General features: G+C 62.0%; 13 protein-coding genes. 7 read left to right on the top strand and 6 right to left on the bottom strand.

The window, feature by feature from the left end; translation table 11 throughout:
• Window positions 1-54: 54 nt before the first annotated feature.
• Window positions 55-1254, top strand: coding sequence for an MFS transporter (locus tag ACK3SC_RS07200; protein ID WP_416839428.1), 1200 nt, complete (start codon window positions 55-57; stop codon window positions 1252-1254).
• Here ACK3SC_RS07200 and ACK3SC_RS07195 read toward each other — a convergent pair.
• Window positions 1230-1727: a hypothetical protein gene (locus ACK3SC_RS07195; protein ID WP_416839427.1), complete on the bottom strand. Its 498-nt coding sequence runs from the start codon at window positions 1725-1727 to the stop codon at window positions 1230-1232. The two genes, ACK3SC_RS07200 and ACK3SC_RS07195, sit on opposite strands and share 25 nt — an antisense overlap.
• A gap of 37 nt (window positions 1728-1764) precedes the next feature.
• Entirely contained in the window at window positions 1765-2739 is a 975-nt protein-coding gene (locus tag ACK3SC_RS07190; RefSeq protein WP_416839426.1) for an aldo/keto reductase, read from the bottom strand.
• A 173-nt stretch (window positions 2740-2912) separates the two neighbouring features.
• On the opposite strand from ACK3SC_RS07190, the gene ACK3SC_RS07185 reads away from it, so the two are divergent.
• The 4 genes from ACK3SC_RS07185 to ACK3SC_RS07170 all read left to right on the top strand — a co-directional run bounded on the left by ACK3SC_RS07185 (window position 2913) and on the right by ACK3SC_RS07170 (window position 8151).
• Window positions 2913-4025, top strand: coding sequence for a polymer-forming cytoskeletal protein (locus tag ACK3SC_RS07185; protein WP_416839425.1), 1113 nt, complete (start codon window positions 2913-2915; stop codon window positions 4023-4025).
• Window positions 4026-4091: 66 nt separating this feature from the next.
• Complete coding sequence (locus ACK3SC_RS07180) at window positions 4092-5696, top strand: acyl-CoA synthetase (protein WP_416839424.1); 1605 nt, start codon at window positions 4092-4094, stop codon at window positions 5694-5696.
• A 93-nt stretch (window positions 5697-5789) separates the two neighbouring features.
• Window positions 5790-6584 carry a creatininase family protein gene (locus ACK3SC_RS07175; RefSeq protein ID WP_416839423.1) on the top strand — a complete coding sequence of 265 codons (795 nt, stop codon included), beginning with the start codon at window positions 5790-5792 and terminating at the stop codon, window positions 6582-6584.
• A gap of 70 nt (window positions 6585-6654) precedes the next feature.
• The gene (locus ACK3SC_RS07170) at window positions 6655-8151 is read left to right on the top strand and encodes a cryptochrome/photolyase family protein (RefSeq protein WP_416839422.1); all 1497 of its coding nucleotides are present in this window, start codon (window positions 6655-6657) and stop codon (window positions 8149-8151) included.
• 95 nt (window positions 8152-8246) lie between these two features.
• Here the strand turns inward: ACK3SC_RS07170 and ACK3SC_RS07165 are convergent, their stop codons facing one another.
• The 3 genes from ACK3SC_RS07165 to ACK3SC_RS07155 form a co-directional block, all read right to left on the bottom strand.
• Window positions 8247-8441, bottom strand: a complete 195-nt coding sequence (locus ACK3SC_RS07165) for a cold-shock protein (protein WP_004967996.1) — start codon at window positions 8439-8441, stop codon at window positions 8247-8249.
• An 89-nt stretch (window positions 8442-8530) separates the two neighbouring features.
• Window positions 8531-9112: a peroxidase-related enzyme gene (locus tag ACK3SC_RS07160; protein WP_416839421.1), complete on the bottom strand. Its 582-nt coding sequence runs from the start codon at window positions 9110-9112 to the stop codon at window positions 8531-8533.
• Between the two features lie 77 nt (window positions 9113-9189).
• Window positions 9190-9684: a metal-dependent hydrolase gene (locus ACK3SC_RS07155; protein ID WP_416839420.1), complete on the bottom strand. Its 495-nt coding sequence runs from the start codon at window positions 9682-9684 to the stop codon at window positions 9190-9192.
• 142 nt (window positions 9685-9826) lie between these two features.
• Between ACK3SC_RS07155 and ACK3SC_RS07150 the strand changes: the two genes are divergently transcribed.
• Together ACK3SC_RS07150 and ACK3SC_RS07145 are read left to right on the top strand one after the other, a co-directional pair.
• The gene (locus tag ACK3SC_RS07150; RefSeq protein WP_416839419.1) at window positions 9827-11035 is read left to right on the top strand and encodes a mechanosensitive ion channel family protein; all 1209 of its coding nucleotides are present in this window, start codon (window positions 9827-9829) and stop codon (window positions 11033-11035) included.
• A gap of 51 nt (window positions 11036-11086) precedes the next feature.
• Window positions 11087-11224, top strand: a complete 138-nt coding sequence (locus ACK3SC_RS07145; RefSeq protein ID WP_416839418.1) for a hypothetical protein — start codon at window positions 11087-11089, stop codon at window positions 11222-11224.
• A gap of 80 nt (window positions 11225-11304) precedes the next feature.
• Here the strand turns inward: ACK3SC_RS07145 and ACK3SC_RS07140 are convergent, their stop codons facing one another.
• Complete coding sequence (locus tag ACK3SC_RS07140) at window positions 11305-13749, bottom strand: DUF5059 domain-containing protein (RefSeq protein ID WP_416839417.1); 2445 nt, start codon at window positions 13747-13749, stop codon at window positions 11305-11307.
• Window positions 13750-13864 lie beyond the last annotated feature (115 nt).

The raw sequence follows: 13864 nt of genomic DNA, 5'->3' as shown, positions 1-13864 counted from the left end.
GAGAGCGAACCAACAGAGACAGTGCTATTTTGGCGGCGATTCTACGTGCAGTATATGGATTCGACACGTCGCGACCGAGTGACACTCGCGCTCGCTGTCTGGGGCGTTCTCATCTCCCAGGTGTTGCTCTATCCGGGCGTTTCTGACCTCGTCTCCGCACTCGGCGGGAGTGGCGACATCTCGGCAGGGATGTTGTTCCTCGTCGCTGAGTTCGCCGCGTTCGTCGCCTTCGCGAGCGTGTGGGGTGCCGCGTCTGACGCGCTCGGCCGACGAACCTCGCTCATCGTCCTCGGAGCGCTCGGCGGCGCAGCGAGTTATCTGGTGCTCGCAGTGCTTCCGAGTCTCGGCACGTCGTTTGGTGTCGCCCTCGTCGTTCGACTCTTCGGCGGAGCGATGACCATCGGCGCATTTTCGCTGTCGATTACGATGCTTGCCGACCTCGCGGGCGGAAACGGCCGGAACATGGGCGCTGCCGGAATCGCCATCGGACTCGGTGCCGCCCTCGGGTCTGTCGTCGGCGGGCGGCTGACGACGGTGGACCCGCTGGCACCGCTGTACGCGGCGAGTGTCGTCCTCGTCGGCGTGGCACTCCTCGTCGCCACGGTTCCCGACAGAGCACCCGACACGGTCCGAGTGAGCATCGGCGAGGTTCTACAGAAGTTGGTCGCCCGACCAGTGTTTGGAATCCCCTACGCGTTCGGCTTCATCGACCGAATGACGGCCGGATTCTTCGCGCTCGTCGGCGTCTTCTACTTCCGCGAGACGTTCGGCGTCGATGCCGCCATCGCGGGCGCAGTGCTCGCGCTCTTTTTCGTTCCGTTTGCGGTGTTACAGTACCCCTTCGGGTCGCTCTCGGACCGCATCGGCCGGTTCACGCCGGTCGTCGTCGGGTCGATTTTCTACGGCGTCGCTATCGTCGCCGTCGGTCTCGCACCGTCGTTCGAACTGGCAGCAGGACTGATGGTCGTCGTCGGGGTGTTCGGCGCGCTGGTCGCGCCGGCGACGATGGCGCTCGTGACCGACCTCGCGCCGGCAGGTGAACGCGGGGCGGCCCTCGGCGGGTTCAACGTGTTCGGCAGTCTCGGCTTCCTCACTGGATTCATCGTCGGGGGCGTCGTCGCCGATGTGGTTGGCTATCTGCCGTCGTTTCTCGTCGTCGGATTCGCAGAAGTCGCCATCGCACTCGTCGCACTTCGGGCGGTCAAACGACTCGACGCAGGCAGGGAGACTCAGGTCACACTGAGTGCAGATTGAAGTTCCGCGTCGACGACGCGCCACATCCCGCGAAGGCAGACGATGACCGCGAGGCCGACGCCCGAGAGGATGAACGCGAGATAGAGGCCGACCAACACGCCACCGCCGCCCCGTGGGTTCGGAACGGTCTGTGCGAACTGACCGAGCTGTATCGCGAGTGCGGCGATCCCCGTGACAAGGAAGGCGAACAGCACTTCGAGCATCCGCCAGAACGATTCGATGTGCAGGCCGCCACGTCCGGTGACGAGCCGGGCGATTCGTCGTGAGGCGGCGAGCAACGACGTGACGGTGAGAACCGAAATCCCAACCATCGCAATCGGGAGACCGATATCTGCGAGCGCTGTCCACGAGACGAGCGGTGAGGCCAGCGTCAACGCAACGCCGAAAAGCGTCGATGCCGCGAGGACCAACTCGAACCCGAGGAGTACGCTCTCGGGGTCGTCGCGTGCGACTCGGACGAGTTGGGTGTACACGGTCGACTCTCTCGATGGGGGCGTAAAGTGTGTTCCCCTATTCGTGACCGGAGACGCGAACCGGTTCGTAGGGCTCTTCGAGAAATTCGATATCGGAGTCGGAGAGTTTGATGTCGAGTGCTTCGACGGCGTCTTCGAGGTGTTCGATGCTCGTCGTGCCGACGATTGGCGCATCGACCCAGTCTTTGTGGAGCACCCACGAGAGCGCAATTTGCGCCATCTTCACGTCTTTTTCGGCAGCGAGTTCCTGGACGCGTTCGTTCACTTCACGGCCGCCACCTTCGAAGTACGGATGGCCCTTGGCGAGTTGGTCGGTCTCGCCGCGTTTCGTCGCCTCGAACTCCTCGTGGGGGCGCGTGAGATAGCCACGGGCGAGTGGCGACCACGGAATGACGCCGACGCCTTGCTCCTCGCAGAACGGAAGCATCTCGCGTTCTTCTTCGCGGTAGAGCAGGCTGTAGTGATTCTGCATCGTCGCGAAGCGGTCGAGGCCGAGTGAGTCCGCTGTGTACTGGGCTTTCGCGAACTGGTGGGCCCACATCGACGACGCACCGATGTATCGGGCTTTTCCGCGTCGAATCGCGTCGTCGAGGGCTCGCATCGTCGTCTCGATCGGCGTGTCGTAATCCCAGCGGTGGATTTGCAACAGGTCGAGCGTATCCATCCCGAGACGGTCCAACGAGTTATCGAGTTCCTGCTCGATTGCTTTCCGCGAGAGCCCACCAGAGTTCGGGTCGTCGCCGTTCATCTGGAAGTAGACTTTCGAGGCGACGACCATCTCGTCTCGGCGTCCCTCCAGTGCCTTCCCGAGGACGCGTTCGGACTCGCCGGCCGAGTACAGGTTCGCGGTGTCGAAGAAGTTGATACCGAGGTCGATTGCGCGGTCGACAAGTTCGAGCCCCTCTTCTTCGTCTAACACCCACTCACGCCAGTCCGACGTGCCGAAACTCATACAGCCGAGGCAGATACGCGAGACTTCCATCCCGGTGTCTCCGAGCGTCGTATACTCCATGACGAATGCCACACTGGGAGCGGTCAAAAAGGTGAACGAACCGGAGAGTTCGGTGATGTGCCTCCACCCACATTCACGAATTCCGGCTGATTCTCCCGTTTCGAGACCGTATAGGCCAGTTTATCCCGTCACGAGTTGTATCATAAAACTGAGGCAATGCCTCGGTGATTCGGATGTTTAGTAGAACCAAACTCGTCGCCATCTTCCTCGCAGTCCTCGTCGTGGGGTCTGTCGCAGGTGTGGTGACTGCACAACAAGCGCCTGCCGGTGCTGCCATCGTCATCGACGAAGGGGAGACCTACGTCGGCGATTTGGAAGCAACCGGTGGGACTGTTATCATCGCCGGAACGGTAGACGGTGATGTCTCAGTTGCCGCAGGAAGTGTCGTCGTGACAGAGACAGGAACGGTAACTGGAACGCTCGAAGGGGTCGCAGGAAGTGTGACGCTCGGTGGGGCCATCGACGGTGACGTGAACGTCGCTGGAGGGGCCGTCCTCGTCCGCGACACTGCGACTATCGGCGGAACGCTGGAAGCCGCAGGTGGCGAAGTCCGACTCGATGGGACCGTCGCTGGCGACGTGAACGTCGGCGCTGAAACGCTCATCGTCGGCCCAGCCGCCCAAATCGGTGGAGCGATGGAATACGATGCGGAGACGGTGAGTATCGACCCCGGAGCGACCATCGCTGGCGGCGCGACGCAAGTCGACGACCTGAACCTCGTCGGTCCGCCAGTCTTTGGCGTCCCAGTCGGCCAGTTCGAAGGCCCAGTCATCCCCGGATGGGTGGTTACGGGCTACTGGCTCCTCGCGAACTTCGTCCTCGGGGCACTCATCGTCCTCGTCGCACCCACGTTCGCTCGTCGCGTGACGGGCCTCGGAACGAAGAAGACTGTCCGGAGTGGTGGCGTCGGACTCCTCCTCATCTTCGCCATCCCAATCGTCCTGGTGCTGTTGCTCCTGACGATTATCGGTATCCCGCTGTCACTCGCTGGCGGCGTTGGATTCCTCCTCGTGCTCTGGATCGCGAGCATCTACGGGGCGCTCGTCCTCGGGACGTGGCTGCTCTCGCTCGCGGACTACGAGAACCGCTGGGTCGCCCTCTTCGGTGGGCTGTTCATCCTGGCGCTCCTCGACTTCGTCCCGTTCGGTGGCATCGTCGACTTCGTCGTCCTCCTCATCGGGCTCGGCGCGTTCGCGCTGGCACTCCGCGGTGAGTCCGGCGACGAGGGTGACGAGACCATGACCACGCCCGACGAAGGACCGCAAGAAGGCGCACCGATTGCCTGACGGCGGTTAGACACCTTTTAATTTTCCAGACGAACAATTATTACAGTCTGCTTTGTCTGTCGAGTTATGGCAGTCGATTACGAGGCTGAAATGGAATCGTTCAAGTGGGATATTCCCGAGGATTACAACATCCCTGCAGTCATCGAATCGCACGCTGATTCCTTCGGTGACCGCGTCGCGCTGAAGTTCCGAGACGACGAGGGTGGCCGTGACGAGCGAACGTACGACGACCTCCGACGCGACATGAACCGCTTCGCGAACGCGCTCGAATCGATGGGCGTCGGCAAAGGTGACCGCGTCATCCATCTGCTCCCGCGACACCCAGATGTCTTCGCCGTTCAGCTGGGGGCGCTCAAACGCGGCGCACTGCTCGTTCCGAGCTCGTCGATGCTCAAACCGAAAGATATCGAGTTCCGTGCCAACGACTGCGAGGCGTCGACCGCCGTCGTCCACCAGTCGCTCGTCGGGATGGTCGACGACGTGCGCGAGGAGACGCCGCTCGAAAACTTCGTCGTCGTCGGTGGTGCCGCAGACGGGTGGACCGAGTTTTCCGAACTCGTCGATGGGGAGTCGGACGAACACGACGGCCCCGAACTGCGGGCAGAAGACGGGATGTCCATCAACTACACCTCCGGGACGACTGGGCAACCGAAACCAGTCCGCCACCGCCATCGCTGGATGCGATGTTTCGAACTCATCAACGCACCCTACTGGTGGGGCGTCACTGCTGCCGACGACCTCTCGGACGAACTGCTGTGGGCGACGACCGGAACCGGGTGGGCGAAGTGGTTCTGGAGTCCCGTCGGCGTCGGCCTGACCACGGGCGCGACCCAGTTCGTCTATCGCGGCGACTTCGAACCGGACACCTTCCTCGAACTCATGGAAGAAGAGGGTGTCACTCGACTCTGTGCTGTTCCAACGCAGTACCGAATGTTCGCGCAACGTGACCTCGGGTCGTACGACCTCGCGCTGAAGGAAGTGCTCTCGGCCGGCGAACCGCTCAACCGCGAACCAATCGAGGCGTTCCGCGAGGCGTTCGACGTCATCCCGCGCGACGGTTACGGCCAGACCGAGACGGTGGCGCTCCTCACGAACTACCCCGGTATCGACGTGAAACCCGGCAGCATGGGCAAACCGACGCCGGGCCTCGGCACGACCATCATCGACGAAGACGAGAACGAAGTCGACGACGGCGAAATCGGAGAAATCGCCGTTCCTGTCGGCTGTCCCGGTATCTTCGACGGCTACTACAACAAACCCAACCTCGACGAAAAGACGTTCTCTGGCGACTACTACCGGACGGGTGACCTCGCCTCCCGAGACGAAGACGGCTACTTCTTCTTCGAAGGCCGCGCCGACGACATCATCATCTCGTCTGGCTACCGTATCGGCCCGTTCGAAGTCGAAGACGCACTCGTCTCCCACGAGGCAGTCGCAGAGGCCGCCGCAGTTGCGAGTCCGCACGAAGAACGCGGCAGCATCGTCAAAGCGTTCGTCGTCCTCGTCGATGGGTACGAAGGCTCCGACGAACTCGTCGACGAGTTACAGGAGTTCATGAAACAGGAGACAGCACCGTACAAGTACCCGCGCGAAATCGAGTTCGTCGACGAACTCCCGAAGACGTCGTCGGGGAAAATTCGCCGCATCGAACTGCGCTCGCAAGAGAAGTAGCTCCCCTCGAACTTCGCTCCCAAGAACGCTTACCTCCCGTCGGCCCCCGCCGGACTGTCCACATTCTTTACGTGTCGCTTCGTCGTGACGTGCATGTACATCGCGGACCAGACGTGGCCGGACCTCGGAGACTACGTCGCAGAAGAGTCGCTGGCCGTCGTCCCACTGGGTTCGACAGAACAGCACGGCCCACACCTCCCCCTCGCCACCGACCACCTCATCGCCGAATCGTTGGCACGCGCTGCAACCGAGCGAACTGGCCATCTCTGTACACCCACGGTGAACGTCGGCGTGAGTCCACATCATCGCCAGTTCCACGGCACGATGTGGGTGGATGCCCCGCAGTTTCGCGACTACGTCGAGTCGATGACGCGGAATCTCGCGTACCACGGCATCGACCGCGTCGTGTTCGTCAACGCCCACGGTGGGAACGTCCAGCACCTCCGCGAAGTCGGGCGGCGACTCCGCGACGACGGGACGATGTACGCCATCGAGTGGATGTGGGACGAGTCGATTCCAGACCTCGTCAGGGAGTTGTTCGACCATCCCGGCCCACACGGCGGGCCGAAAGAGACGGCGATGATTCTGCACATCGCGCGTGAACTCGTCGAAGAAGAGAAACTGAACGACGCTCGGGATGGTGGCACCGTGGACCTCTCACGTGACGACGTCAGGAAACATGGTTCGCGAACGTTCTACGACGCAATCGAGAACTCGAACAACGGCGTTTTCGGCGACCAGACCGACGCGACTCCGGAGGCTGGTGCGACGTTGTTCGAGGCGGCAACCGACCAACTGGTCGCACTCCTCGAGTGGCTGGACGCCCAACCGTTTTCGGACCTCATGGCACCGGCACACGTCGACCCGCAACCGGGCGAACGTCGTTGAGTCGGTAGCGAACCACCTATCGAACGACCGGGGCCGACATGCTCTTTTCGTCAGCTGCCTACCACTTCATATGACTGTCTGGGTCCTCGGTGACCAACTCAATCTGGAGGCGACCCCACTCCAGCACGAGGACCACGTGCTCATGATAGAGGCACACGAATTCGGTGAGCGACTGCCATATCACCCGCAGAAACTGGTGCTGGTATTCTCCGCAATGCGCCACTTCCGCGACGAACTTCGTGAGCGTGGGTACGAAGTCACCTACATCTGTGCAGAGATGTTCTCCGAGGGGCTCGACCGATTTTACGACGCGACTCCCGGGACCAACCTCGTGATGATGGACCCGCCGAGTCACGGTGCAGGCGAGCGATTTCGATACCTCGTGGAATCTCGTGGCGGGTCGCTCACGCTCGTCGAAAACGACCTGTTTCTCACGACACCTGCCGAGTTTGATGCGTGGGCGGGCGATGCATCGTCCTATCGACAGGAGCACTGGTACCGACACGTCCGGCGGGAGACCGGGATTCTGATGGACGGTGACGACCCGGTCGGCGGTGAGTGGAACTACGACGACCAGAATCGGGAGACGCCGCCCGACGGGTGGTCACCGCCCGAAGCGCCTCGATTCGTTCCCGACGAGGTGACTATGGAAGTCATCGAATTCGTTCGCGAACGCTACCCTGAGGCGTGGGGGTCTCTCTACGAGTTCGTCTGGCCGGTGACCCGCAAGGAGGCACGGCAGGCGCTCGACCACTTCGTCGAGAACCGACTCGCCGAGTTCGGCCCGTATCAAGACGCGATGGTCCGCGGTGAGTGGGCGCTGTGTCACTCACTCCTCTCGGCCGCCATCAACCTCGGCTTGCTCACCCCACACGAGGTCGTCACCACTGTCGAAACCGCCTACAGAGACGGCGACGTGCCCCTCAACAGTGTCGAAGGCTTCGTTCGACAGGTCGTCGGGTGGCGAGAGTTCATGCGTCACGTCTACCGGCGGTCGATGCCCGAGTTGACGACGGCGAACCAACTCGACCAGACGGAGTCGCTCCCTGCGGGCTACTGGACCGGCGACACGGAGATGAACTGCCTCTCAGAAACAGTGGGCCACGTCTACGGCCATGGGTACGCCCACCACATCGAGCGGTTGATGGTCCTTTCGAACTTCGCGCTCGTCTACGGCGTCAATCCACAGGAACTCACCCGATGGTTCCACCTCGGATTCGTGGACGCGTATCACTGGGTAACGACGCCGAACGTCGTTGGAATGGGATCGTTCGCCACGGACGTGCTCTCGTCGAAACCCTACGCCTCGTCGGGGAACTACGTGAACAAGATGTCCGACTACTGTGCGTCGTGTCCCTATGCCGTCTCGGAGACGGTTGGGGAGAATTCGTGTCCGTTCAATGCGCTCTACTGGGACTTCTTGAAGCGACACGAGGAGACACTTCGAGGGACCGGACGAATGGGACTGATGTACGCTCACGTCGATTCGAAAGACGACGACGAGTGGGAGGCAATCAGTGAGCGTGCGGCCAAGATTCGGCAGATGGGCCGAGACGGCACGCTCTGAACCGGACTCACTCGCCGCCTGTGATGCAGTCGCTCACTGCGTGAAAATGGAAAACTCTGTTTCTTCGCTGTCTCTCCGGTCGGAACGTCGCACACTCAGAGTCGCGTTACGTTGACCGCTCGCGGGCCTTTGTCGGCCTGCTCGATGTCGAACTCCACCTCTTGGCCCTCTTCGAGGTCGGGGCCGCCGATATCCTCCATGTGGAAGAACACGTCGTCGTCGTGGTCTTCGGTTTCGATGAATCCGTATCCGCCGGAGGATTTGAAGAATGCAACCTTACCTTTCGCCATTACGTGTGGCAAATCGTCTGTCAACGGGATAAGAGTTCCGCCAATTGACAACACACCTCATACGGTGGCGGCGGTTGCTGTATTCCGTCTCAATCGTCGCGGCGCTCTCGCCCCAGCGTGTGGAACTCCTCGTTCGGGCGCATATCAGCGAACATCGCCATGCGGTTGCTCAGATTGAAGAACGCGGTGACTGCGCCGATATCCCACACCGCCTCCTCTGAAAAGCCGACGTCGCGGAGGCGTTGCAAGTCGTCTTCGCCGACTTCCACAGGTCGTTCGGTGAGTTTGACGGCCACGTCGAGCATCGTCCTGTGTTTCTCGGAGATATCCGCCGATCGGTAGTTCGCGACGAGTTGGTCGGCCAACAGTGGGTCTTTGGCGTAGATTCGGAGGAGTGCCCCGTGGGCGACGTTGCAGTAGTAACAGTGGTTGACGCCCGAGACGGCGACGATTATCATCTCGATTTCGTGGCGCTCCAACTCGGTGTCTTCGACGAGTGCGTCGTGGTAGTCGAAGAACGGCCGCCAGTGCGAGGGCTTGTACGCGAAGGCGGCGAAGACGTTGGGTGTGAATCCCGCGCGTTCGGTCTCCTCCGCTATTCGCTCGCGCAGGTCGTCGGGAAGTTCGTCGAGGTCGGGGACCGGGAACCGAGTCATTGCGTCGTCGTCCATGCGTCGGCAGACTCCCGGGCGGACCTTAACGATTCCTCAGATTCGAGAACTGATACGCTCGTCCCCGTGGGGTCGAATCAAACCAGCACCGACAGATACGTCGCCGCCGCAACCGCGAAGAGGCCGACTGCGAACAGGCCGTAGTTGGCGATGGTGTTGTCTGCGGTCCACAGCGAGAGGGTGAACTTCCGCGACGAGACGGGCCACAGCGGGCGGATGCCGGCGGGCGTGAGTACGTCGCCGAGCAGGTGGGCGACGATAGTGAGCGAACCGACGCCGAATCCGAACGCACCGAGCGTCATCGCGGTCGATTCGGTCTGACCAGCATTCGTCGCGAGCAGGTATGCGACGCCACCGCCGACGCCTCCCACGAGCACAGCGAACAGGAGTGTGTGTGTCGGCCCGCGGTGCGAGATGCCGGGCACTCGCATATCGAAGTCGGGGAGCATCGCCAACCAGCACATCACCGCACCCAAGACGAACGTGAGTTCGGGATAGCCGGCCTGGAGAAGCACGAATCCGAACGGCGCGAACACGAGGAGCGAGACGCCCCAGTGACCGAGTCGGTACATCTGTCTCGTTCTGGATGCGGAATGGTACATAACCTTTCGGCCTGTCTCCGTACGGGGCCGTTCGACCCGGCGTCTGTCTGCGCAGACGGAGTGTCACCAGCCCGGAACAATGGTTAACCGCGCTGGCCACGACGTGGACTCCATGAGCCAGCACCTCTCTGGATTTCTCTCGGGACTGACGGCGATAGAGGTTACACTCCTCGTGTTGCTCATCTCCATCGGTGGCGCATTCGTGATGGAGGCCGTCGTCATTCGTCTCTTGTTGCAGTACACGAGTCGAACGGAGACGACCCTCGACAACATCGTCATTCAGGAACTCCGGTGGCCAATCGTCGTCACCGTCTCGTTAGCCGGCGTCTATCTGTTCTCTCTCTCTCCAGCAGTTGCGACGGCACTCGTCGTCGACGAAGCGACACTCAGACAGTTCTTCGGACTGCCGTCGATCTCCATCGGGATCGTCGTCTGGGCGTGGGCGTTGAACCGCCTCGTCAACCGTCTCGTGGAGTCGGTCAAAGACAAAGGGAGTCGATTCGACTTCGCACCGGTGTTTTCGAACATCTGGACGCTCGTCGTCTCCATCGGCACCATCGGTGCCTTGCTCTATCTCTGGGGTATCGAAATCACGCCGCTGTTCGCCGGTGCGGGTATCGCCGGCATCGCCGTCGGGTTCGCCGCCAAAGACACCGTCGCTAACTTCTTCGGCGGCATCGCGCTCTACTTCGACGACACGTACAAAATCGGCGACTACGTCGTCCTCGACTCCGGCGAGGCAGGAACCGTCGTCAAAGTCGGGATTCGGTCGACGACGCTGCTCACTCGCGACGAACTGCTCGTCACCGTTCCGAACTCCGTCCTCAACGCGGCGAAGATTATCAACGAATCCGCACCGGACCGCCGGCGCCGGATGAAAGTCCCAATCGGCGTCGCCTACGGAACCGACATCGACAAGTTCGAAACGATTCTCGTGGAGTTAGCGCTCGACGAACCGCTCGTTCTCGACACGCCGCGTCCTCGGGCACGATTCCGACAGTTCGGTGCCGACGCCCTCGAATACGAACTCGTCTGCTGGGTCAACAGTCCACTCAAACGCGGCAAAGCGACCCACAACATCAACCGCGAGATATACAACCGACTGAACGAGGCTGATATCGGGATTCCCTACCCGCAGCGCGACGTTCACGTCCACACGGCCGAGCAGACGCCAGCCACTCGAACTGTGGCCTCAGAGATGACGAACGGCGGGTCGAAGAGCGAGACGAACGGGGGAGCGACTCGCTCGCGACCAGACAGCGAGTACGAAGACGGCGACGCCGAAGACAGTGACTACGACGACGTAGTTGACGACGAATGACGGGTGAGTGACCGGCGGGAACGTTAACCCGCGGCCGACCCTTCTTCGGATATGCTCCAACTCGGACCGCTGGACGGTCTCATCCAGACCTTCGGTCCATTCGTCATTCCTGCGCTCCTCTTTGCGGTCGGATTCGCCGGCTATCTCGTCATCGTTGCGCTCGGAAAACTCAGGAAAGACGGCAACTAACTAGAAAACTGACGTGCGAACGATCGGGCGGTGACTGACCACTGCCGCCCGTCCAGCGGGTGTGGATGCCTCGGTGTGGACTACTCTTCGACGGTGATTGTGCCGGTCATACCAGCGGCTTCGTGCGGGACGCAGAAGTACGCGTGCTCGCCGGCCGTCTCGAATGTGTGGACGTAGGACTGACCTGCTTGGACCGCCCCGTTGCCCTCGCTCCATCCCGATTCGGCCGCCTCCTGCGACTCGAACCCACCGGACGCCCAGTAGGCGGCACCCTCGGGGAGTTCGCCGCCGTACGCAGTCACCGTGTGTGCTTCCCCAGCGGTGTGTTCGAAGGCAACTGTGTCGCCGACACTGACCGTCAGTTCGTCGGGTTCGAAGGCGACGGCCGTCAGCTTCACCACGTGGTCTGCGTCCTCGGGGACGCCCTCGACGACGTTCGGGCCGCCCGAGTAGGACGTTTCGGCGTCACCATGGCCGTGGTCGTGGGCCGAGTGGTCGACGGGTGCCTTATCGACGGCACCGACGACAGCGAACTGCGCACGAGTATTCGCGGCCGCGTAGACGTTCGCAGCTGAATCGATATCCTCGCCTGCGTCGAGTGCCTCGATGTAGGACGAGAGTGCCTTCTCGAAGCCTTCGTACGTGTCGTGGTCTGCCTCCTCGACCATCTCGTGGACTTCTGCTTGCTCGAACGTCTCGAAGACGGTGCGCATGCGGTCTGACGCGACTTCGGAGAGACCGGCATCGGCGGCAGCGGTCGCGACGACGGCGTACATCGAGTCGACCGCCTTCTGGTTGTAGGTCTTGGCGGCACCGTATGCGTCGCCACCCGAGTCGGCGGCGGAGCCGATTCCTTCGAGCGCACCTTCGAACGACTCGTAGAGGTCGTGGTCGGCGTGTTCAAGGGATTCGTGGAAGCCACCTGCGCCCTCCTCGAAGAATCCGTACGCCGACTCGACGACAGATTGCGCACGGGCGCTCGCTCCGACCCGTGCGAGAGCGGCGGCGTCGAATCCGCGAGCACCGAAGAACACGGCTTCGGCTGCCGACACCTCGGCCGTCGTCCCGACTGCGGTTTCGAACTCGAAGAGCGCCTCCATTGCGCCCTCGGCATGTGTCGCTGCGGTTTCGGTATCGTCGGCCGCTGCGGCATCGGCGAGACCGGCGAGGTGTTCCTCTTCGAAGCGGTGATAGAGGTCTTCAGACTCGTGTTCGACGGCCTCGTGGAGGTTGGCTTCGTTCGCTTCGAACCGTTCGAAGAGATTCTCGGCGACGGCGTTCGCACGGCCAGTCTCGCCGAGCGCGACGAGTTCTCGTGCGTCACCGAGTCTCGCTCTGAAGAACGCCGCTTCGAGAATTGTCGCCGCCTCGCCGCCGACGAGCGCCGAGACACCCGTGAGCAGGTTCTCGTCGACGGTGGCGAACGCTTCTTCGGTCGCCGCGACATCACCGGATTGGGCCGCTTCCTGCAGCGATTCGAGCCCACCTTCGAAGCCTTCGTAGGCGTCGTGGTCGGCTTCTTCGAGTGCCTCGTGCGCCCGGGCGCCTTCGAAGTGGGCGTAGATGTCGCCGGCGAGGGTCGCCGCGTAGTCGGACTGGCCCTGTTCGACTAACCACACGGCATCAGCGGCACGGGAACGGTAGAGCGTCAGTACCGCGGCATGAGCGAATTCGTCACCGGGACCACCGAGACCAGCGAGGATTTCGGCGTCGAATCCGACAGACTGCATCAGCGCGAAGTGGGACGCGCCGGCTGCGGCCTCTGGGGCAACCTCGAAACTCGCGTCGACCATCGCGGTTGCGGCAGTGCGGGCCGATTGCTGAATCGTCGCTGCGTCCGTCGCTTCCGCCGCACCTTCGATACCCGCTTCGAACGTCTCGTAGAGTTCGTGAGACGCGTCTTCGATGACTTCGTGTTCCGGTGCGTCTTCGAACGATTCGTAGATGCTGTGGGCGAGTTCTGCTGCGGCATCGACTTCACCGGCAGCAGCGAGCATCTCCACGTCACGGCTTCGGGCCGCGAACATACTGAGGCCAAACGCGTCGACCACTACCGCATCGGTTCGGCCGCGCTGGGCCGCGAGAAGGTTGTTGGACGCCTGCATCGCGAGGTCAGTTCCCTCGTCGGCGTGTCCTTCGGAGAACGCAGTCGCGGCACCACCGAGGTGCTCTTCGAACGACTCGTAGTTCTGTTCGTTCGTCGCTTCCAACTGCTCGTGGGCGCTCCACTTGCCCGTGGACTGCTCGAATCTGGCGAACACGTCTTCGGCGACGCGGCCGGCGGTCCCAAGCCGACCGGCCGCAGCGAGTGCGACGGTGTCGTGCAGTCGCGCACGCATCGCGTTCCACTCGGCCGCGACGGCAGTCGACGCATCGACCGTCACCGACGCGTCCTCTTCAGTCGTCCCCGACGCGGAGGTCTCCGTCTCTGCTGAATCGTTCGTCTGGCCGTTGCACCCAGCCAGACCGACAGTTGCGATGGCGAGCCCGGTCGTCTTCAGAAGTGTCCGTCGAGAGTAGGTCATATATTTTTAGGCTCGCCTAAACCAATAAAAGGGCTTCGATTTTTAGGCCAGCCTAAAATGGGCGCGTCGGTTACAACTCGGCGTGTTCCTCGTTTTTTGGTATCCCTAAACGTGT

Source organism: Haloferax sp. DFSO52 (assembly GCF_048158745.1).
In the GTDB taxonomy this organism is placed as follows: Archaea; Halobacteriota; Halobacteria; order Halobacteriales; family Haloferacaceae; genus Haloferax.
This window is presented reverse-complemented; position numbering and strand designations above follow the sequence as displayed.

Coding starts and splice junctions, on each gene's coding strand:
- ACK3SC_RS07200 (WP_416839428.1), top strand. CDS start 55: ATGGATTCGACACGTCGCGACCGAGTGACACTCGCGCTCGCTGTCTGG.
- ACK3SC_RS07190 (WP_416839426.1), bottom strand. CDS start 2,739: ATGGAGTATACGACGCTCGGAGACACCGGGATGGAAGTCTCGCGTATC.
- ACK3SC_RS07140 (WP_416839417.1), bottom strand. CDS start 13,749: ATGACCTACTCTCGACGGACACTTCTGAAGACGACCGGGCTCGCCATC.
- ACK3SC_RS07185 (WP_416839425.1), top strand. CDS start 2,913: ATGTTTAGTAGAACCAAACTCGTCGCCATCTTCCTCGCAGTCCTCGTC.
- ACK3SC_RS07155 (WP_416839420.1), bottom strand. CDS start 9,684: ATGTACCGACTCGGTCACTGGGGCGTCTCGCTCCTCGTGTTCGCGCCG.
- ACK3SC_RS07170 (WP_416839422.1), top strand. CDS start 6,655: ATGACTGTCTGGGTCCTCGGTGACCAACTCAATCTGGAGGCGACCCCA.
- ACK3SC_RS07160 (WP_416839421.1), bottom strand. CDS start 9,112: ATGGACGACGACGCAATGACTCGGTTCCCGGTCCCCGACCTCGACGAA.
- ACK3SC_RS07150 (WP_416839419.1), top strand. CDS start 9,827: ATGAGCCAGCACCTCTCTGGATTTCTCTCGGGACTGACGGCGATAGAG.
- ACK3SC_RS07180 (WP_416839424.1), top strand. CDS start 4,092: ATGGCAGTCGATTACGAGGCTGAAATGGAATCGTTCAAGTGGGATATT.
- ACK3SC_RS07175 (WP_416839423.1), top strand. CDS start 5,790: ATGTACATCGCGGACCAGACGTGGCCGGACCTCGGAGACTACGTCGCA.
- ACK3SC_RS07145 (WP_416839418.1), top strand. CDS start 11,087: ATGCTCCAACTCGGACCGCTGGACGGTCTCATCCAGACCTTCGGTCCA.
- ACK3SC_RS07165 (WP_004967996.1), bottom strand. CDS start 8,441: ATGGCGAAAGGTAAGGTTGCATTCTTCAAATCCTCCGGCGGATACGGA.